The sequence below is a fragment of the Streptomyces africanus genome (assembly GCF_030816955.1).
GTDB lineage: Bacteria > Actinomycetota > Actinomycetes > Streptomycetales > Streptomycetaceae > Streptomyces > Streptomyces africanus.
The window spans coordinates 890,667-909,179 of sequence record NZ_JAUSYP010000001.1; the positions used below are offsets into that span (position 1 = coordinate 890,667).

18 protein-coding genes and 1 pseudogene are annotated in these 18,513 nt (G+C 72.4%); 11 read left to right on the forward strand and 8 right to left on the reverse strand.

The annotated features are described in order from the left end of the window. Positions 1 to 67 precede the first annotated feature (67 nt). The gene (locus tag QF034_RS04345; RefSeq protein ID WP_307173656.1) at positions 68 to 460 is read left to right on the forward strand and encodes a VOC family protein; all 393 of its coding nucleotides are present in this window, start codon (positions 68 to 70) and stop codon (positions 458 to 460) included. 2 nt (positions 461 to 462) lie between these two features. On the opposite strand, the pseudogene QF034_RS04350 reads toward QF034_RS04345, so the two are convergent. Then, positions 463 to 1,229: pseudogene (locus QF034_RS04350) on the reverse strand (N-acetyltransferase). A 179-nt stretch (positions 1,230 to 1,408) separates the two neighbouring features. Between QF034_RS04350 and QF034_RS04355 the strand changes: the two are divergent. Continuing rightward, the gene (locus QF034_RS04355; RefSeq protein WP_307173657.1) at positions 1,409 to 2,167 is read left to right on the forward strand and encodes a VOC family protein; all 759 of its coding nucleotides are present in this window, start codon (positions 1,409 to 1,411) and stop codon (positions 2,165 to 2,167) included. A gap of 104 nt (positions 2,168 to 2,271) precedes the next feature. Then, positions 2,272 to 3,324, forward strand: coding sequence for an aldo/keto reductase (locus tag QF034_RS04360; RefSeq protein WP_307173658.1), 1,053 nt, complete (start codon positions 2,272 to 2,274; stop codon positions 3,322 to 3,324). A 28-nt stretch (positions 3,325 to 3,352) separates the two neighbouring features. Here the strand turns inward: QF034_RS04360 and QF034_RS04365 are convergent, their stop codons facing one another. Further along, positions 3,353 to 4,015 carry a MarR family winged helix-turn-helix transcriptional regulator gene (locus QF034_RS04365; protein WP_307173659.1) on the reverse strand — a complete coding sequence of 221 codons (663 nt, stop codon included), beginning with the start codon at positions 4,013 to 4,015 and terminating at the stop codon, positions 3,353 to 3,355. Further along, a complete protein-coding gene (locus QF034_RS04370) occupies positions 4,012 to 5,694 on the reverse strand; it encodes an FUSC family protein (RefSeq protein ID WP_307173660.1) in 1,683 nt (560 codons plus the stop codon). The genes QF034_RS04365 and QF034_RS04370 overlap by 4 nt, the downstream gene beginning before the upstream one ends. A gap of 167 nt (positions 5,695 to 5,861) precedes the next feature. Here QF034_RS04370 and QF034_RS04375 point away from each other — a divergent pair, with 167 nt between their 5' ends. The 5 genes from QF034_RS04375 (at position 5,862) to QF034_RS04395 (ending at position 9,844) form a co-directional block, all read left to right on the forward strand. Continuing rightward, positions 5,862 to 6,422, forward strand: a complete 561-nt coding sequence (locus QF034_RS04375) for a DUF5134 domain-containing protein (protein ID WP_307173661.1) — start codon at positions 5,862 to 5,864, stop codon at positions 6,420 to 6,422. A gap of 99 nt (positions 6,423 to 6,521) precedes the next feature. Further along, complete coding sequence (locus tag QF034_RS04380; RefSeq protein WP_307173662.1) at positions 6,522 to 7,457, forward strand: M56 family metallopeptidase; 936 nt, start codon at positions 6,522 to 6,524, stop codon at positions 7,455 to 7,457. 147 nt (positions 7,458 to 7,604) lie between these two features. Further along, complete coding sequence (locus QF034_RS04385) at positions 7,605 to 8,300, forward strand: phosphatase PAP2 family protein (protein ID WP_307173663.1); 696 nt, start codon at positions 7,605 to 7,607, stop codon at positions 8,298 to 8,300. Positions 8,301 to 8,311: 11 nt separating this feature from the next. Then, entirely contained in the window at positions 8,312 to 9,001 is a 690-nt protein-coding gene (locus tag QF034_RS04390; protein ID WP_307173664.1) for an HAD family hydrolase, read from the forward strand. A 156-nt stretch (positions 9,002 to 9,157) separates the two neighbouring features. Further along, positions 9,158 to 9,844 (forward strand): TetR/AcrR family transcriptional regulator, encoded by a 687-nt coding sequence (locus QF034_RS04395; RefSeq protein WP_307173665.1) that lies wholly within the window; start codon positions 9,158 to 9,160, stop codon positions 9,842 to 9,844. Here QF034_RS04395 and QF034_RS04400 read toward each other — a convergent pair. Beyond that, positions 9,832 to 11,334 (reverse strand): LVIVD repeat-containing protein, encoded by a 1,503-nt coding sequence (locus QF034_RS04400; RefSeq protein ID WP_307173666.1) that lies wholly within the window; start codon positions 11,332 to 11,334, stop codon positions 9,832 to 9,834. The two genes, QF034_RS04395 and QF034_RS04400, sit on opposite strands and share 13 nt — an antisense overlap. A 190-nt stretch (positions 11,335 to 11,524) precedes the next feature. Here QF034_RS04400 and QF034_RS04405 point away from each other — a divergent pair, with 190 nt between their 5' ends. Then, positions 11,525 to 12,178, forward strand: a complete 654-nt coding sequence (locus tag QF034_RS04405; protein ID WP_307173667.1) for a DUF305 domain-containing protein — start codon at positions 11,525 to 11,527, stop codon at positions 12,176 to 12,178. 34 nt (positions 12,179 to 12,212) lie between these two features. On the opposite strand, the gene QF034_RS04410 is transcribed toward QF034_RS04405, so the two are convergent. After that, a complete protein-coding gene (locus QF034_RS04410) occupies positions 12,213 to 12,677 on the reverse strand; it encodes a DUF6214 family protein (RefSeq protein WP_307173668.1) in 465 nt (154 codons plus the stop codon). Positions 12,678 to 12,886: 209 nt separating this feature from the next. Between QF034_RS04410 and QF034_RS04415 the strand changes: the two genes are divergently transcribed. After that, entirely contained in the window at positions 12,887 to 14,230 is a 1,344-nt protein-coding gene (locus tag QF034_RS04415; protein ID WP_307173669.1) for an FAD-dependent oxidoreductase, read from the forward strand. A gap of 54 nt (positions 14,231 to 14,284) precedes the next feature. On the opposite strand, the gene QF034_RS04420 is transcribed toward QF034_RS04415, so the two are convergent. Beyond that, positions 14,285 to 14,632 carry an ArsR/SmtB family transcription factor gene (locus QF034_RS04420; protein WP_307173670.1) on the reverse strand — a complete coding sequence of 116 codons (348 nt, stop codon included), beginning with the start codon at positions 14,630 to 14,632 and terminating at the stop codon, positions 14,285 to 14,287. A 119-nt stretch (positions 14,633 to 14,751) separates the two neighbouring features. Here QF034_RS04420 and QF034_RS04425 point away from each other — a divergent pair, with 119 nt between their 5' ends. Continuing rightward, entirely contained in the window at positions 14,752 to 15,831 is a 1,080-nt protein-coding gene (locus tag QF034_RS04425; RefSeq protein WP_307173671.1) for an NADH:flavin oxidoreductase/NADH oxidase, read from the forward strand. 36 nt (positions 15,832 to 15,867) lie between these two features. Here QF034_RS04425 and QF034_RS04430 read toward each other — a convergent pair whose 3' ends face one another. Then, positions 15,868 to 17,187 (reverse strand): extracellular catalytic domain type 1 short-chain-length polyhydroxyalkanoate depolymerase, encoded by a 1,320-nt coding sequence (locus QF034_RS04430; protein ID WP_307173672.1) that lies wholly within the window; start codon positions 17,185 to 17,187, stop codon positions 15,868 to 15,870. A gap of 73 nt (positions 17,188 to 17,260) precedes the next feature. Further along, positions 17,261 to 18,343: a glycoside hydrolase family 62 protein gene (locus QF034_RS04435; RefSeq protein WP_307173673.1), complete on the reverse strand. Its 1,083-nt coding sequence runs from the start codon at positions 18,341 to 18,343 to the stop codon at positions 17,261 to 17,263. Positions 18,344 to 18,513: the final 170 nt, after the last annotated feature.

Below are 18,513 nucleotides of genomic sequence, written 5' to 3' on the forward strand. Positions count from 1 at the left end.
CGTACGTCTCCGTTTCGTGGCGGGCTCGGGCAGGGATGAGAGTAACGCCACCACTAGGCTCCGGTGCATGGTGCATGTACTCAGCAGCCGGATTCTGCTCCGTCCCACCGACCCCGAGCGCTCCCGTGCCTTCTACGGTGAACAGCTCGGGCTCGCCGTGTACCGGGAGTTCGGTACGGGGCCGGAGCGCGGGACCGTCTACTTCCTGGGCGGGGGCTTCCTGGAGGTCTCGGGCCGGTCCGAGACCCCGTCGGCGCCGGCCACGCGGCTGTGGCTCCAGGTCGCCGACGCGGCGGCGGCGCACGACGAGCTGCGGGCGAAGGGCGTGGAGATCGTCCGGCCGCCGGTGAAGGAGCCCTGGGGGCTGGTCGAGATGTGGATCGCCGATCCGGACGGGACGCCGATCGTGCTGGTGGAGGTCCCGGCGGACCACCCGATGCGCTACCGGCCGGGCATCTGAGGTCACCCGGGCCGGTGCTCCCAGCCCGTCGGTACGGGTCAGTTCGCGAAAGCCCGCACCCGTCAGGTGCCCGAGCATGGTGCTGTCGGCGGCGGATTCGTAGGCGACGAGCCGGTCCACGCCGCACAGGCGGAGCCAGTCGGCGGCCTGGGCGAGCAGCCGGTGCTCCAGTCCCGTGCCGTACTGCGCCGGGTCGATGTGCAGGTTGCCGATGTCGGCCAGGCCGGCGGCGCGGGCGTGGCGTTCCGGGCGGGCCAGGGCCGTGTCGATCTCGGCGAAGCCGAGGGCGCGGGTGCCGGTGCGGGCCGTGAAGCGGGTGCCGCACTCCCCCAGCGTGCGCTCGACCATGACGCCCGGCCGGGGCTCGGGCTCCGGCAGCTCGGCCACCCGGGTGATCAGGATGACCTCGGTGTCCCCGGCGTGCCGGAAGCCCGCGCGCTCGTAGACGGCCCGGATGTGCGGCCAGTTGCGGGGCAGGCCGTAGACGAGGGGGGGCGGGCAGCGCGCCGTCGCCGACCTCGGCGTCGGCGCGGTAGCGCAGCAGATGGGCCGCGGCGACGACGTACTCGCGCTGCTCGGCGACGAGCGTCGTCCGCTCGGCCACCCACGGGTCGGTGATGAACTCGCCGGGCTGCCGCTCCAGGTCGCTGAGGACGGTGTTCACGGAGACTGAGACGCCGGGGACGACGGCCGCCACGTGCATGTTGACCAGGTCGGCGAGCTGGTCGCGGTCGGCTCGGCGGAAGGGGCGCACCTGGAGCGCGGGCAGGGGAAACCTCCGGGCAGGGTGAAGGAGCTGGAGGCCGCCACGCGGTGCGGTACGGGGACGAGGGTATGCCGGGGCCGGTGCGGCACACCGGTGGGTTTCCCCGGATGGCGGGGAGAACGGACCGCGGCTTAGCGTGCTGGAGAGGGTCATGCCCGGGGACTGCCTGCGGAAGGAACGCCATGAAGCTCGACGCACCGGTGACCGGCGGGCCCTGCTGGACCGAGCTGGGGACCACCGACCTGGAGGCGGCCCAGCGGTTCTACACGAGGCTGTTCGGCTGGCGGCCCGAGACGGACCCGCGTCAGGAGGCGGGCGGCTACACCGTCGCGCACCTCGGCGACGCGGCCGTCGCCGCGCTCGCCCCGCTGTACCAGCCGTCGCAGCCGGTGGCGTGGAACGTGTCGTTCGCCGTGGCCGACGCGGACGCCGCCGTCCGTGAGGTGACCGAGGCGGGCGGGACGGTGCTGTTCGGCCCGACGGACGTGTTCGACGCGGGCCGGTTCGCGGTGGCCGCCGACCCGGCCGGTGCCGCGTTCCAGCTGTGGCAGGCGGGGACCTTCCCGGGCGCCGGGCTGTTCAACGCGCCCGGTTCGCTGGGCTGGGCCGAGCTGTACACCCGGGATCCGGAACAGGCCGTGGCCTTCTACAGCCGCGTGTTCGGCTGGACCGTCAACGCCTCGGAGCGGTACACGCAGTGGGGCGTCGACGGGGCGGACTTCGGCGGCATGGTGACGATGGACGACAAGTTCCCGCCCGAGGTTCCGGCGCACTGGCTGCCGTACTTCGCCGTGGCGGACGTGGACGCCACGACCGCCGTCGTCCAGGCGCTCGGCGACGTCCTGATGGTCCCCACCTCCCTGCCCGGCGGTCGGCGCATCGCGGTGCTGCGGGACCCGCAGGGGGCGATGTTCGGTGTGTACCGGGCGGACACCCCCTAGGGCCCAGGGCTGAGGCGACGGTGTGTGTGGCCAGGGCCGTGGCTTGCGTTGAAGTGCGCTCCAGCTCATAACGTCGTGCGGACGACCTGCCCGGAGGGGAGACCGTGCGTTACACACTGTTCGGCAAGACCGGTCTGCGCGTGAGCGAGCTGAGCCTCGGCGCCATGACCATCGGCGACGACTGGGGCTGGGGCGCCGGCGAGGAGGCAAGTGCCCGGATCGTCGACGCCTACGCGGAGGCGGGCGGCAACTTCATCGACACCGCCAACAACTACACCGACGGCAGCTCGGAGCGGATCCTGGGTGAGCTGCTCCAGGGGCGGCGCGACACGTTCGTGCTGGCCAGCAAGTACACCTGCGGGATCCGCGAGGGCGACGTCAACGCCGCGGGCAACCACCGCAAGAACCTGGTCCAGTCGGTGGAGGCGAGCCTTCAGCGGCTTCGCACCGACCGGCTGGACGTGCTGTGGGTGCACGCCCGGGACAACTTCACGCCCGTCGAGGAGGTCATGCGGGCGCTGGACGACCTGGTCCGCACGGGCAAGGTGCTGTACGTCGGTGTCTCGGACTGGCCGGCCTGGGAGATCGCGCAGGCCAACACGATGGCGGAGCTGCGGGGCTGGACCGCGTTCGCCGGTTCGCAACTGCGCTACAGCCTGCTGGAGCGGACCCCCGAGCGCGAACTGCTGCCCCAGGCCCGGGCGTTCGACCTGGCGGTACTGGCCTGGGCGCCGCTCGCGGCCGGGAAGCTCACCGGCAAGTACCGCAGGGGCGAGACGGGGCGGCTGGACACCACGGGCGGTGACGTCGACCCGCGCGAGGAGGCGGTGATCAGTGCCGTGCTGGAGGTCGCCGAGCAGGGCGGCTGGAGTCCGGCCCAGGTGGCGCTGGCCTGGCTGCTGGCCCGGCCGGGCAACGTGGTCCCGATCATCGCGGCGACCAAGGAGAGCCAGCTCGCCGACAACCTCGGCAGCGTCGACGTCCGCCTCGACGCGGACGCCCTCGCCCGCCTCGACGAGGTGAGCGCCGTGCAGCTGGGCTTCCCGCACGACTTCGTCCGCGATCCGGCCATCACCCGGAACATCTACGGCGACCGCTGGCCGGAGATCGAGGACCGCCGCTCCACACACCGCCGCACGGCGCACGACGTGCTCTGACGGTACGGCGGGGCCGTCGGTGGCCGCCTCAGCCTCGCAGCGCGCCCAGGCGGCCTTCCAGCTGGGCGAGCAACTCTCCGAGCAGAGAGGCCAGTTCGCCCTGCTCGGGGGCGTCCAGGCCGGACAGGGCGGCGGTCTCGTAGGCGAGTTGGGCGGGCAGGATGCCGTCGACGAGTTCGCGTCCGGCGTCGGTGAGACGGAGATGGGCGACACGGCGGTCGCGGGTGTCTCCGCGGCGTTCGACCAGGCCGCGTTCGGTCAGCTGCTTGAGGCGCTTGGTGACGGCGGCGCCCGAGGAGAAGGTCTCCCGGGCCAGTTCCCCGGGGGTCAGCTCGTGCCCGGTGCGGCGCAGCGCGCCGAGCAGATCGAACTCGGGACGGCTGAGCCCGGCCCTGCGCAGCGGCGCGTCCTCGGCCTGTTGCAGGAGGGCGGCGCAGCGGTTGATCCGCCCGATGATCTCCATCGGCCCGGTGTCGAGCCCGGGATGAACCGCCTGCCACTGCCGGACGACGGCGGCGACGGTATCGCCCTGCCGGTGCCCGACGGGGTCCGCTCCGACCGGTTCCTGCCCGGCGGCAGCGGGCTCACCGTCCAGGCCTCCGCCGGCCCCCGGGTGCGCGGCCCCGGTCGTCGGCCGCGGGCCGTCCCCCGGCCCGCCCCCGTCGGGCGATGGTCCCTCCGTCGCCGTCATGACCGTGCGTCCTCCGTCTTCGTGTCCGTGCCCCGGTCCGGGAGCAGCCCCTGGCGTCGTGCCGTCGCGGCGAGCGTACGGTGTCCGGACTGCTCGGCGAGTACGACCCGCTCCTGGGGCAGGGCGCGCTGCCACCATTCGCCGGCCGCCGCGTCGGCGGTGGCGCGCAGATCGGCCAGGGCGACGACGAGTGCGCGGCGGGCGGCCTCCAGGGCGGCGGCGTCGGGGTGCGGCTCGGCCAGGAGGCGGGCGGCGCTCTCGCGGGCGCGGTCGGCGGCGGTCAGGGTGCGTTCGACCCGGTCGCCCGCTCGCCGGTTGGTGACGGCCACGGCGGCGGCGAATCCGACCAGGGCGCCGACGACCGTGTCCACCAGCCGCTCCGTCATCAGCTCGCCCGGCTTCTGGTACCCGGCGAACTCGGTGATGAGCAGCGCCATGGGGGTCACGCAGACGCTGCCGAGCCAGTAGTTGCGGCTGATCAGCAGCTCGGCGCCGAAGCTGAAGGCGAGGCAGCACACCACGAGGGCCGCTTGGCCCAGGTGCGCGAGCGGTACGACGGCCGCGAAGACGAGCACTCCGACGACGTTGCCCACCACGCGCTGGACGGCCCGGTTCCAGGTCAGGGCGATGTTCGCCTGGTAGAGCGAGGCGGCGGTGACCAGGGCCCAGTAGGGGCGGCCGATGCCGAGGGCCAGGGAGGCGTAGCCGGCGAGCGCGCAGCCGAGCGCGGTGCGTACCGCGAGCGGGGTCAGCGGGCCGAGCCGCGCCCGGAGGCCGCGGGCCGCGTCCACCCCGAAAAGTTCGTCGGCGGCCGCCCGCTCCAGCCCGGCCTGCGGGACGGGCCCGGTGCCGCGCAGCGCGTCCGCCCATGCCCGCAGCCGGCCGGCTGCCGCCTCCGTCGGCGCGGCGAGGGCCACCTCGGCACGGACGACGAGCCGTTCGAGCGCGCGCCGGGTCCGGGACCGGGCGCCGGTGGACAGCAGCGACTGCCAGGCGGCCTGTACGGCGGCGTAGCCCGCGGCCCGGGCCTGACCCTCGCCGCCGCCCGTGCCGCTCGCGCCGCCCGTCTCGGCGTACGCGGCGGCGGCCTTCAGCGCGGCGGCGGTGGCGCGGCGCTCCGGGCCGTGCGGGCGGACCAGGGCGGGCGCCATGCAGACCAGCCAGGCCCAGACACCCGTCGCGGCGGCCAGTGCCAGATGGCCGGGGACCTGGGCGAGGGTCTGCGGCGCGAAGAGCGAGGCGGAACTGACGAACGTGAGGACGACATGGCCGGGCGGTCCGACCCGGGTCGCGTCGCACAGCGCCTTCTGCGCGGCGGCCAGCAGTGCGCCGACGGTGACCAGCACCACGGCACTGCCGGTGAGCGAGGCCGCGACCAGGGCGACGGCGAGGCCGCCGAGCATGCCGAGCACCACCCACACCAGGGCCCCGGCCCGGGCGGCGTAGGGCCGGTTGTGGGCGTACAGCGCGCACAGGGATCCGGCCATCGTGTACATCGCCAGATCGAGTCGGCCGAGCGCCAGCAGGGCGAGGTTGGGCGGGGCGATCGCCGCGACCACGCTGAGCGCGGGCTTGAACCAGATGTCCGAGGGACGGCCGACGCGCAGCACGCCCGCCAGCGCGAGACGCCGGGCGGGCGGGGAGACGGAGGCGGAGGTCGCGCTGCGCAGGGGACTCATGAGAGACAATATTAGCAGGTGTTTTACCCGTAAAGGACATTCCCTCACCTGCTGTGCTCCGTCGAATGCCCCCCGTGTACACCCTTGCGCTCGCGTGCGCGCCGGACGGCCCGGGCATCGATGGACCGACTGGCGAGCTGACCGACCGTCGAGCGGGGAGGGTGCGCGTGCACGGACCGGCTACGTCCGGCTGGCTGCTGGTGGCGCTCTGCGCGGTGACCGGCGCCTACTGCCTGGCGCGGATGCGCAGCGGCGCCGGGGAACAGCGCGGCACCGTGGGCGGTGAGGCGCTGATGGGGTTCGGGATGGCCGCGATGGCCGTGCCGGCGGCGGTGTTCACTCCGCCGTCGTGGGCCTGGCCCGTCTACGCGGTGGTGTCCGGGGCGGCCGCGCTCCCCGCGCTGTGGGCGGCGCGGGCCGACGCGCACCACCTCCACCACCTGGTGGGGGCCGGGGCCATGGTCTACATGTCCGCCGTCATGGCCGGCGCTCCCGCACACGCGCACGGGCAGGGGGGATCGGGGGTCCCGCTCCTGACGGGCGCGCTGCTGCTCTACTTCGCCGGATACGTGCTGCTCACCGGCGTCCGGCTGGTGCCGGTGGCCGCCGTGGCGGGCGGCGGGTCCGGGGGCGGCGGGTCCGCCGGGTGGGGCGACCGGCCGGAGCTGACGCGGGCCTGCCGGCTGTCCATGGGGATCGCGATGGTGGCGATGCTGCTGACGCTGTGAGCAGGACCGTCCCGGCACGCCGTACGGATCCGTTGCCTGCGTCACTTCGGCGCCACAAGTCGTACCCCTGAGCGGCGGATCGCTCATAGGCTGCGCCTCATGATGCTCCCCGCGGCACTGTTGCTGCTCGGCGCCCTGATCGCAGTGGTCGCCCCCCGGCTGCTCGCCCGGGCGGACTGGCCTGATCGTGAGCCGGTCGTGGCGCTGTGGGTGTGGCAGTGCGTGGTGGCGGCCCTGCTCGTGTGCTGTGCGCTGTCGATGACGCTCAGCGCGGCAGCCGCCTGGCACGCGGTCGGCGGGCACGTCTTCGCGACGGCGCCGAGCCCGGTCGTCGAGGCCTACGCCCTCGGTACGGCGGGCCCCTGGGCGGCGGCCACCGCCGTGGCCCTGGCCGGGGGCGGGCTGTGGAGCGCGGCGATGCTGGTCCGCGAGATCGGCGGGGCACGCGCCCGGCGCCGCCGCCGGAATGCCGATCTGCTGGTCAGGGCGCCGCTGCTGCCGGGCGAGCTGGCCGTGTCGGGCCGGCTCGTCGTCCTGGAGGGCGAGCGGCCCGACGCCTGGTGGCAGCCCGGCGCTCCGCCGCGACTGGTCGTCACCACGGCCGCGTTGCGACGGCTGAAGGGCCGGCAGCTGGACGCCGTGCTCGCCCATGAGCAGGGGCACGCGCGGGCCCGGCACGACTGGCTGCTGAACTGCTCCTCGGCACTGGCGGGCGGCTTTCCGCAGGTGCCGGTGTTCGCGGCGTTCCGCGACGAGATGCACCGCCTGGTCGAACTCGCCGCCGACGACACGGCCTCCCGCCGTTTCGGCCGCCTGACCACGGCCCTGGCCCTGGTGGAACTCAACGAGCACCGCGGCGTGTTCGGCCCCTGCCCGACGCCGCAGGCCCATGTCCCGGCGCGGGTGCACCGGTTGCTCACTCCCCCGGACCGGCTGCCCCCGGCACGCCGGCTGCGGCTGACGGCGGCGGCCGCACTGGTGCCCGTGGTGCCGGTGCTGGTGGCGTTCGGACCGGGGCTGCGGGCGCTGGGATAGTCCGGTGCGCGCTCCGGGGTATATGTGGCTTCCGTGCCAGTTTCGGAGGCGTGAGAGTGGTCTCCGGGTGGCCGAAGCGTGCGGTCCGGGTGCCGAAGATCGGCACCGTACTGGATCCGGAGCCCCCGGTTCGGCGAGGATCGCATCATGCACACCCGGTCCGTCGACTCCCCGCCCCGCCCGCAGCACGGTACCGCCGCCCGGTCGGCCGGCGTCCTGGCGCTGTGCTCCGCTCTGCTGCTGACCCTCGTCGCGGCCAGATGGAGCCCGCTGGTCAGCGCGGACCGTGACATCTCCGCCACCACCCACCGCTGGGCGGTCGAGGAATCCGGCATCACCCAGGCGTGCCGCATCCTCACTGACTGGGTGTGGGATCCGTGGACCATGCGGGTGCTGTGCGCCGTCGTGGTCGTGTGGCTGGTGGTGCGCCTGGCGGCGCGCTGGACGGCGGTGTGGCTGGCGCTGGCCGTCACGCTGGGCACGCTGTTCCAGCAGGCCCTCAAGGCCCTGGTGGACCGCCCCCGCCCGGTCTGGCCCGACCCCGTCGACTCGGCCCACTACTCGGCCTTCCCGTCCGGCCACGCCATGACCGCCACGGTGGTGTGCGGCCTCCTGCTGTGGCTCCTGCACCGGCACGGCGTCGGTCGTGCGGTGTGGCGTACGGCCGTGACCGTGGCCGTCGTGTCCGTGATCGGTGTCGGGCTGACCCGGGTCTGGCTGGGCGTCCACTGGCCGACGGACGTGGTGGGCGGCTGGCTGCTGGGCGCGCTGGTGGTGGCCCTGGCGGTGTGGACGCACGAGCACCGGCAGCCGCGCCCCCGGCCGGACACCGCCGCCTCGTAGGATCGGCCCCCATGACGGCTGTGCTGTTCGACTTCTCCGGAACGCTGTTCCGTGTCGAGTCCACCGACTCCTGGCTGCGCGGCGTCGTGGCCGACACCGGGGTCCCCTTCACCGAGGCGGAATTGGCCGCCGCCGCACGTGCGCTGAAGGCGGTGGGGGCGCTGCCCGGCGGCGGCGACCCCGCCCGCGTGCCGGCGGAACTCGCCGACGCCTGGCCGATCCGGGACCGGAGCGCCGCACTGCACCGGGCCGCCTACACCGGCCTCTCCCGCCAGGTCACGCTCCCCGACCCGGCGTTGCACGACGCGCTGTACGACCGCCACATGACACCGGCGGCATGGACCCCGTACCCGGACGCCGTCGAGGTGCTGGGCACGCTGCGGGAACGGGGCATCCCCGTCGGGGTGGTCAGCAACATCGGCTGGGACCTGCGCCCGGTCTTCCGCGAGCACGGCCTGGACCGCTACGTCGACGTGTACGTCCTGTCGTACGAGCACGGCATCCAGAAGCCCGACCCGCGGCTGTTCGCCACCGCCTGCGAGGCGCTCGGCGCCGATCCGCGCCGGACGCTCATGGTCGGCGACGACCGCAGGGCGGACGGCGGGGCCACCGCCCTGGGATGCGGGGTGCACTTCGTCGACCACCTGCCGGTGACCGACCGGCCGGACGGCCTGCGGCCGGTCCTGGACCTGGTGAGCTGAGGCCACCACCAGGTCACCTGGTCGTCTGCTCGCCCGCCTCGGACGATCCCCCGCGTCGCCCGAGGCAGACGGCATCGCCGGCCCGGACCGCACGGGTCCTGGCCGGACGTCTCTGAGTATAGTTGGCTGGCAGCCAGTCAACGCAGGAGTTACAGCATGTCCCCGCGCAGCGCCTCGGTCAATGAAGAGTTGCGGAGGCGTTCGAAGGAGCGGCTTCTGCAGGCGGCGGTCGAGCTGGTCGGCGAGCGCGGCTTCGAGGCCACGACGCTCGGCGACATCGCCGACCGGGCGGGCTCGGCCCGCGGCCTGGTCTCGTACTACTTCCCGGGCAAGCGCCAGCTGGTGCAGTCCGCCGTGCACCGGCTGATGCACCGCACGCTGGAGGAGGCGCTGGAGCGCGAGCCGCGCACCGAGGACGGCCGGGAGCGGATGGCGCGGGCCATCGACGCGATCCTGGGGCTGGCCAGGGACCGGCCCGTGCTGATGCGCCAGCACATGGCCGGACTGCTGCAGGCCGAGGGCTTCGTGCCCTGCCCGGAACAGCGGCGCCTGGCGGAACTGCTGCGGGACACCGTCGCCCGGCACGGGTCGGGGGACCTCGACAGCGACTACCCGATGCTGCGGGCCCTGCTGATGGGTGCCGTGTACGCCGCCCTGGTGCCGGGCGTGCCGATGCCGGTCCCGGTGCTGCGGGCCGAGTTGTTCAAGCGCTACCGGCTCGACTGGGAACTGGGCCTCCCGCCGGAGGCCAAAGGCGCCGGCGGGAGGAACGACAGGGATCTGTCGCGGTTCTTCGCGACCGGGGACGCACCGGAGTGCGGCCCTCGGGGTCAGTCGAAGTAGTCCGGCTGCGTCTGCACGTTGAGCTCACGCAGATGGACCCACCGTGCCGGGTCCGTGCGCCGGTCCTTGATCTTCAGGACGTCGAAGCCCTTGGTGATCTCGTTCGAGTAGATGTAGCCGTTGTAGTAGTACGCCGACCACGAGCCGCTCAGGATCAGCCGGTCGGTGGTCGCCGGGCCGCGTTCGAAGTAGGCGATCTCCCGGGGCTTCGACGAGTCGGTGAACTCCCAGACGGAGACACCGCCCTGGTACCAGGCCTGGACCATGAGGTCCTTGCCCTTCACCGGGATCAGCGAGCCGTTGTGGGCGACGCAGTTCTCGGTGTCCGCCTGATGACGGGGGATCTTGAAGTAGCTGCGGAAGACGAGCTTGCGCTTCTCGCCCTTGCCGACGATGTCGTAGATGCCGTCGGCGCCGCGGTTCGGGCCGGTCGCCTCGTTGCAGGTGGCCCCGCTGCCGCCGCCGAGCTCGTCGGTGAACACGACCTTGTTCGCCTTCTGGTTGAAGGTCGCCGAGTGCCAGAACGCGAAGTTGACGTTGTCCTGCACCCGGTCGATGACCTTGGGGTGCTCCGGGTCCTCGACGGAGAACAGGATGCCGTCCCCCATGCAGGCGCCCGCGGCCAGGTCCTTCGACGGCAGCACGGTGATGTCGTGGCAGCCGGTGGTCTTGGACACGCCCGGGTTCGTGGGCCCGCCCGGGTTGCCGCCGCCGTCCGGACCCTCACCGGGGAACAGCACGGGGAAGCCCACGACCGCCGCCTTCTCGGGGGCGTCGCGCGGCACCTTGATGACGGAGATGCCGTCGTGCGGCGGCTGGCAGTCGGGGTAGGCGGCGTTCGGCGAGTACGACGAGACGTACACGTAGACGTTCCGCCGCTCCGGCACCAGCGTGTGGGTGTGCGAGCCGCAGGCGGTCTCGACGGCGGCGACGTACCTCGGGTTCCGCTTGTCGCTGATGTCGAAGACCTTCATGCCCTCCCACGAGGACTTCTCGGTCGCCGGCTGTGTGGTGCTGTTGCAACTGCTGTCGCTGCGCGAGGAGTCGGTGGACAGGAACAGCAGGTTGCCGGAGACGGAGACGTCGTTCTGCGAGCCCGGGCACAGCACCTGGGCGACCGTCTTCGGTGACCTCGGGTCGCTGATGTCGAAGATGCGGAAGCCGTCGTAGTTGCCGGCGAAGGCGTACCTGCCCTGGAAGGCCAGGTCCGAGTTGGTGCCGGGCAGCACGTCCTTGGGGATGTTGGCGACGTGCTCGATGTTGTCGGAGTGGACGATCTCGTCCTGGCCGGGTATCTCGCCGCTTTCGATGGCCTCGCGCGCCTCGGCCCGCGCGCTCTTGGACACCTCCTTCGGCGTGGGCGGCTCGTCCCCCGGGTCGGGGACGGCCCCTGCCGGCGCCGCCACGAGGAGCGCGGCCAGCACTCCGCCGGCGATCGCTGAGGCTCCGAGGCGTCTGCGACGTGTTCTGCGGTCGTTCAACAGGATCACTGTTTTCCTCCCTGGTTCCGCTCGCTGCGGAACGGTTCACACACCACGCAGTATTGTCCTCGCCATGCACATACCAACAGGCGTCAACAAAATCTTAAAGAAGTCACTCGGTCAATGACCCGCGGAGCATGCCCGAATGGTCGTCAGATTCCCGGCGTGTCCGCCAACCCGCCCGCAACAGGAGGTCGTTGTGCTCTTCCGCCGCGCGTCCCGTACGTCCGTCGTCGCGACGGGGCTGGTCGCCCTGGCCGCGCTCATGACGGGCGGCTGCGACTCCGGTCCGGACCGGAAGCCCGCCGCGGCGGACGGGCCCGCCGTGATCGCGCCGGGTGAGCCCGGCGAGCCGAACCGCACCCTGTCCGCCGAGGAGGCGGCGGGCCGGCGCTCGGAGAACGACTCCCCCAACTCGGCGGACGTCTCCTACGCCCGCATGATGATCGAACACCATGCCCAGGCCCTCGTGATGACCGAACTCGCCCCGCGACGCGCCGAGTCGGCGAAGGTGAAACGGATCGCCGCACGGATCGCCGCCGCCCAGAAGCCGGAGATCGAGGCCATGAAGGGCTGGCTGAAGTCGTACGGCAAGCCGCTGAAGGCGGAGCGGCACGAGCACGCCGTGATGCCCGGGATGGCGACCGAGGCGCAACTGAAGGAGCTCCGCGCGGCCGACGGAAAGGCGTTCGACCGGCTTTTCCTGACGCTGATGACGACCCATCACCAGGGCGCGATCACGATGGCCACGGACGTGAAGGGGCAGGGCAACAACATCCGGATCGAGGAGATGGCCGACGAGGTGATCGCCCAGCAGACGAGCGAGATCACACGGATGCGGGACATGCTCTAGCGGACTTCCGGGCCGCGCCCGGCACCGGGCCCGCTCAGCGCCGGGCGCGGCGCGGTGTCAGGAGCCCGGCGTCCCGGGCCTGGCCGATCAGCCTGAGGGACGTGCGGCGGCTGTGTCCGGTCGCGCACATCACGGCGAGGACCGGATCGGCGCCCTCCTGCTGGGCCGCTCGGTACTCCTGCGCCACCAGCCACCGCCCCCGCGCACCGGGCGGCCAGGCCGGCCGGGCGCGCCGCCCCTGGTCTCCGCGGCCTTCGGGAGCCGCCCCGGCACCAGCGCCGCACGCCTCGGCCAGCGAGTCCTCGATCCAGTCGGCGAGCACCGCCAGGTCGTCGACGGACAGCGCGGGTTGCGCGCGTACGTCCTCCACGCCGACGCATCCCCCGGCCACGACGGCCAGCGCGTCGACGTGGGCGCCGTCCGTGAAGACCAGCCGGACGTCGAACCACCGCGTGGCGTCCTCGTTCTCCCGCACCTCCCACGCGGGCCGCACGGACACCGTGCCGTCCGCCGGAGAGCGATCAGAAAGATTAAGAAAGGATGCTTCCAGCACACCACAGAACGTAACCGAATGATCACATTCCCTATAGATCGGACACGCACCCCGGGTGGCGGACAGCACCCTGTCAGCGGAGCCCCGCCGGTGCGATGCTGGAGGCGTCAGCGCTCTCGTGAGATCCCTCGGGATCCCGGGTAAGGAGTTCCGCCGTGCTGCGAGTCGCCGTCGTAGGCTCCGGGCCGAGCGGGTGCTACACCGCCCAGAGCCTCGTCCAGCAGGACCCCGAGGTGCGTGTCGACGTCCTGGACCGGCTGCCGTGCCCGTACGGCCTGGTCCGCTACGGCGTGGCTCCGGACCACGAGAAGATCAAGTCGCTCCAGAACAACCTGCGCACGATCCTGGAGCACGACCGGGTCCGGTTCCTCGGAGGCATCCAGGCCGGTCCCGGCGGAGTGCCGGTCGCCCGGCTGCGGGAGCTCTACCACGCGGTGGTGTACTGCGTGGGCGCCGCCACCGACCGGCATCTGGGCATCCCCGGGGAGGACCTGCCGGGCAGCTGGTCGGCGACGCAGTTCGTGTCGTGGTACAGCGCCCACCCGGACGCCGTGGACGCCGGGTTCCTGCGGGACGCCCGGTCGGCCGTGGTGATCGGCGTGGGGAACGTCGCCGTGGACGTCACCCGGATGCTGGCGCGCGGCCTGGCCGAGCTCAGCCCGACCGACATGCCGCAGGCGGCCCTGACGACACTGGCGGCGAGCCGGGTGACCGAGATCCACATGGTGGGCCGGCGGGGCCCGTCCCAGGCCCGCTTCACCACGAAGGAGCTGCGCGAGCTGGGCACCCTGCCGGAGACGGACATCGCCGTGGACCCGGCCGAGCTGGCCCTTGACCCCGGATACACCGACCCGACCGCCCTGCCCGCCGCGCAGCGCCGCAACGTGGAGGTGCTGCGCGGCTGGTCCGAGACACCGCCGAGCGGCGCCCCGCGCCGGATCCGGCCGCGCTTCTTCCTCCGCCCGGTCGAGCTGCTCGCCGAGCAGGGCCATGTGGGCGCGGTGCGGTTCGAGCGGACGGTCCCGGACGGACACGGCGGCGTGACGGGCACGGGCCGGTTCGAGGACATCGAGACCCAGTTGGTGCTGCGCTCGGTGGGCTATCGCGGGGTGCCGCTGGAGGGGCTGCCGTTCGACGCGGACAGCGGCACGGTGCCGAATCTGGCCGGGCGCGTCCTGCGCGAGGGCGTCGTCACGCCGGGCGAGTACGTGGCCGGCTGGATCAAGCGGGGCCCGACAGGCGTCATCGGCACGAACCGCCCCTGCGCGAAGGAGACGGCGACGTCGCTCCTCGAGGACGCGTCCCTCCTCCTGGCCAGGACCGTCACCGACGACCCGCTCACGGCCCTGCGCGCGGAGGGCGCCGCCCCGGTCGAGTGGCGGGGCTGGCAGTCGATCGAGCGAGCGGAAGCGGAGCTGGGCGCATCACTGGGTCGCGGGGTGGTCAAACTCCCGGACTGGCAGTCCCTGATGAACGCCGCGCAGGGCAGCAGCCTTTAGGGGCGCGGGGAACTGCGCGACAAGCCACAGCGGACCCGCAGCGATCAAAAGAACTCAGCCACCACGAACAGCCCGCCGAGCCGCGGCATCCAGAATCGCATCCAGCAACCCCGGAAACAGCTCATCCAGATCCCCCCGCCGCAGCCCGTTCATCTTGGCGGTCCCCCGGTACACCTGCCGAATCACCCCACTCTCCCGCAACACCCGGAAGTGATGCGTGGTCGTGGACTTCGTGACCGGCAGGTCGAAGTGCGAACAGGACAACTCCCCGGCGACCCCGGCAAGCTCCCGCACGATCCGCAACCGCATCGGGTCGGAGAGCGCATGCAACACCCCCTCCAGCCGGATCTCGTCACACGCGGGATGCGGCAGGTCGCGACTGCTGACGGCGGGAGAGGTCACGGGGGCTCCACTTTCCTTCGGGGATTCCATAGTACGAGAACCCTCGTAGTTTGACATCCGCCGTACTACGATGCCTATCGTACGAGTCGACATCGGCCCCGTGACGAATGGAGTCCGCCGTGACCGCGCTCTTCGAGCCCTGCACCCTGCGCGATGTGACGATCCCGAACCGCGTGTGGATGCCCCCGATGTGCCAGTACTCGGCCGCACCGGAGGGCCCGGAGACCGGCGTCCCCGGCGACTGGCACTTCGCGCACTACGCCGCCCGCGCCACCGGCGGCACGGGCCTGATCATCGTCGAGGCCACGGCGGTGTCCCCGGAGGGGCGCATCTCGCCGTACGACCTCGGCATCTGGAACGACACGCAGGTGGAGGCGTTCCGCCGGATCACCCGCTTCCTCGCCGCGCAGGGCACCGTGCCCGCGATCCAACTGGCCCACGCCGGCCGCAAGGCTTCGACCGACCGCCCCTGGAAGGGCGGCGCCCCGGTCGGCCCGGACGCCCACGGCTGGGCGTCCGTCGCGCCGAGCCCGGTCGCCTTCGACGACCGGCACCCCGTCCCGGCCGAACTGACCGTCGAGCAGATCAGGGACATCGTCGGGCAGTTCGCGGCCGCGGCCCGTCGCGCGCTCGCCGCCGGGTTCGAGATCGCCGAGATCCACGGCGCCCACGGCTACCTGATCAACGAGTTCCTCTCCCCGCACTCCAACCACCGCACCGACGCCTACGGCGGCTCGTACGAGAACCGCACCCGCTTCGCGCTCGAAGTCGTCGACGCCGTACGGGCGGTGTGGCCGCAGGACAAGCCGCTGTTCTTCCGGATCTCGGCGACCGAATGGCTCGACGAGGGCGGCTGGACCGCGGACGACACCGTCCGCTTCGCCGCCGATCTGCGGGCCCACGGCGTCGACCTGCTGGACGTCTCCACCGGCGGCAACGCCTCCGGCGTCCGCATCCCCACCGGCCCCGGCTACCAGGTGCCGTTCGCGGCCCGGGTGAAGCAGGAGACGACGCTCCCGGTCGCCGCCGTGGGGCTGATCACCGAGGTCGAGCAGGCCGAGAAGATCCTGGCCAACGGCGAGGCCGACGCGGTCCTCCTGGGCCGCGAGTTGCTGCGCAACCCTTCGTGGGCCCGGCAGGCGGCACGGGCACTCGGCGCCGAGGTGCGGGTGCCGGACCAGTACCACCGGTCGGTCTGAGCCGGCACCCGAACCCCGAGGCACACCGCTCGCGTGTCAACCGGTCGCGCACGCCGTCCCGTTGAGGGTGTACGCGGCCGGTCCGGCGCTGTTGCCGCCGTGACTGGCCTGATAGCCGATGCTCACACTCGCGCCCGGCGCGATGGTGCCGTTGTAGGACACGTTGGTCGCGGTCACCGACCCGGACGAGGGCGTGTAGGTGGCGCCCCAGCCGCCCGTGACCGTCTGCCCGGCCGGGAGCGTGAAGCCCAGTTTCCAGCCGTTGACCGTCGTCGTACCGGTGTTGGTGATGGTCACGGAGGCGGTCAGGCCGGTGTTCCAGGCGTTCACCGCGGCCGTCACCTTGCAGGCGCCGGGCTGGGGCTGGGGCGCCGGGCCGGACTTGTCGAGGCCGAAGAAGGTGAGCACGCGGGACGCCATGCCGTGGGCGTACAGGTTGTGGCCGACGCCCTGGAGGCTGACGGCCTCCACGGGGGCCTGGTCACCCGTGCCGCCGTAGCGGGTGCGGGTCCAGCCGGACTGGGGCGTGTCGGTGGCGGCCGGCGTCTGGCTCACGCCCTGCACGTTCGTCCACTGTTTGATCTGCTCCCCGAAGTTGGGGTAGCGCAGGACGTCGTCCTCGGTGCCGTGCCAGATCTGCATGCGCGGACGGGGGCCGCTGTAGCCGGGGTACGCGTTCCGGACCAGGTCGCCCCACTCCTTCGGGGTGTGGGTGATCGTGCCGCCCGAGCAGTTGCTGTTCCACTCGGAGCCGTCGGTGGTGGCGAAGCAGGCGAACGGCACGCCGGAGAAGGCGGCGCCCGCCGCGAACACGTCGGGGTAGTCGCCGAGCAGGACGTTCGTCATCATCGCGCCGGAGGAGATGCCCGTGGCGAACACCCGGCCGGTGTCGGCGTCGTAGGTGCGGGTCACCCAGTCGATCATCGACTTGATGCCGACCGGGTCGCTGCCGCCGCCGCGGCGCAGTGCCTGGGGCGAGGAGACGTCGAAGCACTTGCTGCTGCGCGTGACGGACGGGTAGAGCACGATGAACCCGTACTGGTCGGCCAGGGTGTCGTACTCGGTGCCGTTGTACATGTCCGGGCCCGAGCCGGTGCACCAGTGCACGGCGACCACGACCGCCGGGTTCGGTCTGACGCTCTCCGGCACGTACAGGTACATCCGCAGGTTGCTGGGGTTCGTGCCGAAGTCCGTGACCTCGGTGAGGGTCGCGGTGGGTACGGCCTTCGCACGGGCGGACTCGCGTGCGGGTTCGCGGGCAGCGGCCGAGGGTGCGGTGAGCGCGGTGGCCGCGAGCAACGGCAGCAGCGCGGCGAGGAGCGCGAGGAGCATCGACCGCAGCGGTCTCCTCGTCATGGGCTGGGGGGTGGCAGGCACGTCCGGGTCCCTTCGGTTGTCAGGCGCGGCTCGCAGGACGTCGTGCGGTGGTTCAGCAGGTGGAGTTCGTCTGGGTCAGCAGGGCCGGCCGCCAGGGCAGCCGGTAGTACTCGCCGCTCGCGGCGGGGTCCATCCCCTGGTAGAGGAACTGGAGGCGGCACGGGTCGATCGTGAGGGTCTGGTCGACGCCGGCGCGGATCATCTCGCCGTGGCTGAAGTCCCTGGTCCAGGCGGGCTGTCCGGCCTCGAAGGCGACGTTGGACGAGCGGGCGAAGGGGTTGGCCTCGGTGTCGGCAAGCGGTTTCCAAGCGCCGCCCAGGCTGTCGGCGGTCCAGGCCCGGAAGTAGCGCCGCCAGTCGGATCCGGTCGCGAGGGCCTCGACCAGCATGAGGTAGCCGTCGCCGTCGCCGAGCCGGTAGACGTTGCCCGCCTCGAAGAGGTCGAAGCGGTTGGGTTCGGACAGCACGACGGCGGTGTCGCGGAAGCCGTTCGGGAACTCGGCGAGGGTGGTGCGCGAGCGGTACTGGTGGCCGTTGCCGTCCGAGAAGAACAGGTAGCAGTCCGTCCGGTCGCAGATGGTCCAGAAGTCCAGCCAGGCTCCGTCGCCCTTGTTCTCGGTCACGACGGTCGGCTCACCGTCGAAGAAGTTCCGCGGGGCACTCCAACTGAGCGGGTCCGAGGGGTCCTTGGTGGTCGAGTAGGACGGCGGTCCGGTCTGGTAGACCATGTACCAGGTCCGCTGGGGCGCGAAGTAGAAGACCTGGGGCGCCGCGGCGTACCGATCGCCGATGTCCGGGTTGGCGTCGAGGAACGTCTGGGGAGCCGAGGCGGCCTCGGACCACCGGGCGAAGCTCGTGTGCCCGAGACTCCAGCGCCCGGCGGTGTCGGCGGTCGTGAAGTAGACGTGCCAGCGGTCCTGATACCGGAACACCGTCGGATCCTTGACCGACAGGATCGGGTGGCCGGCGTCCGGTTTCGGGCTGATCAACGGGCCGCTCGAGGACCAGGCGAACGACCCCGGCAGGGAGCCCGCGCGGCCCGGCCGCGGCGTGTCCGCGACCGCCGGTCCCGGGCCCAGGGCCGGCACACCGACGGCCAGCAGCGTGAACACCAGCCCGTTGACGAACGTACGCATGCGCGGAGTCCTCATCGACCCGCCCTCTCGTGAAGGGAAGCGTCCGATCCGCATAGTGACATGGACATGGCTCTCATGGAAGCGCTCCCACGGCGCTTCCCGCAGCGCCGCCGCTCCGACCAGGTCCGACCGAATGTGTTCTGCGCGAGGCGTTGACTAGAAAGCGCTTG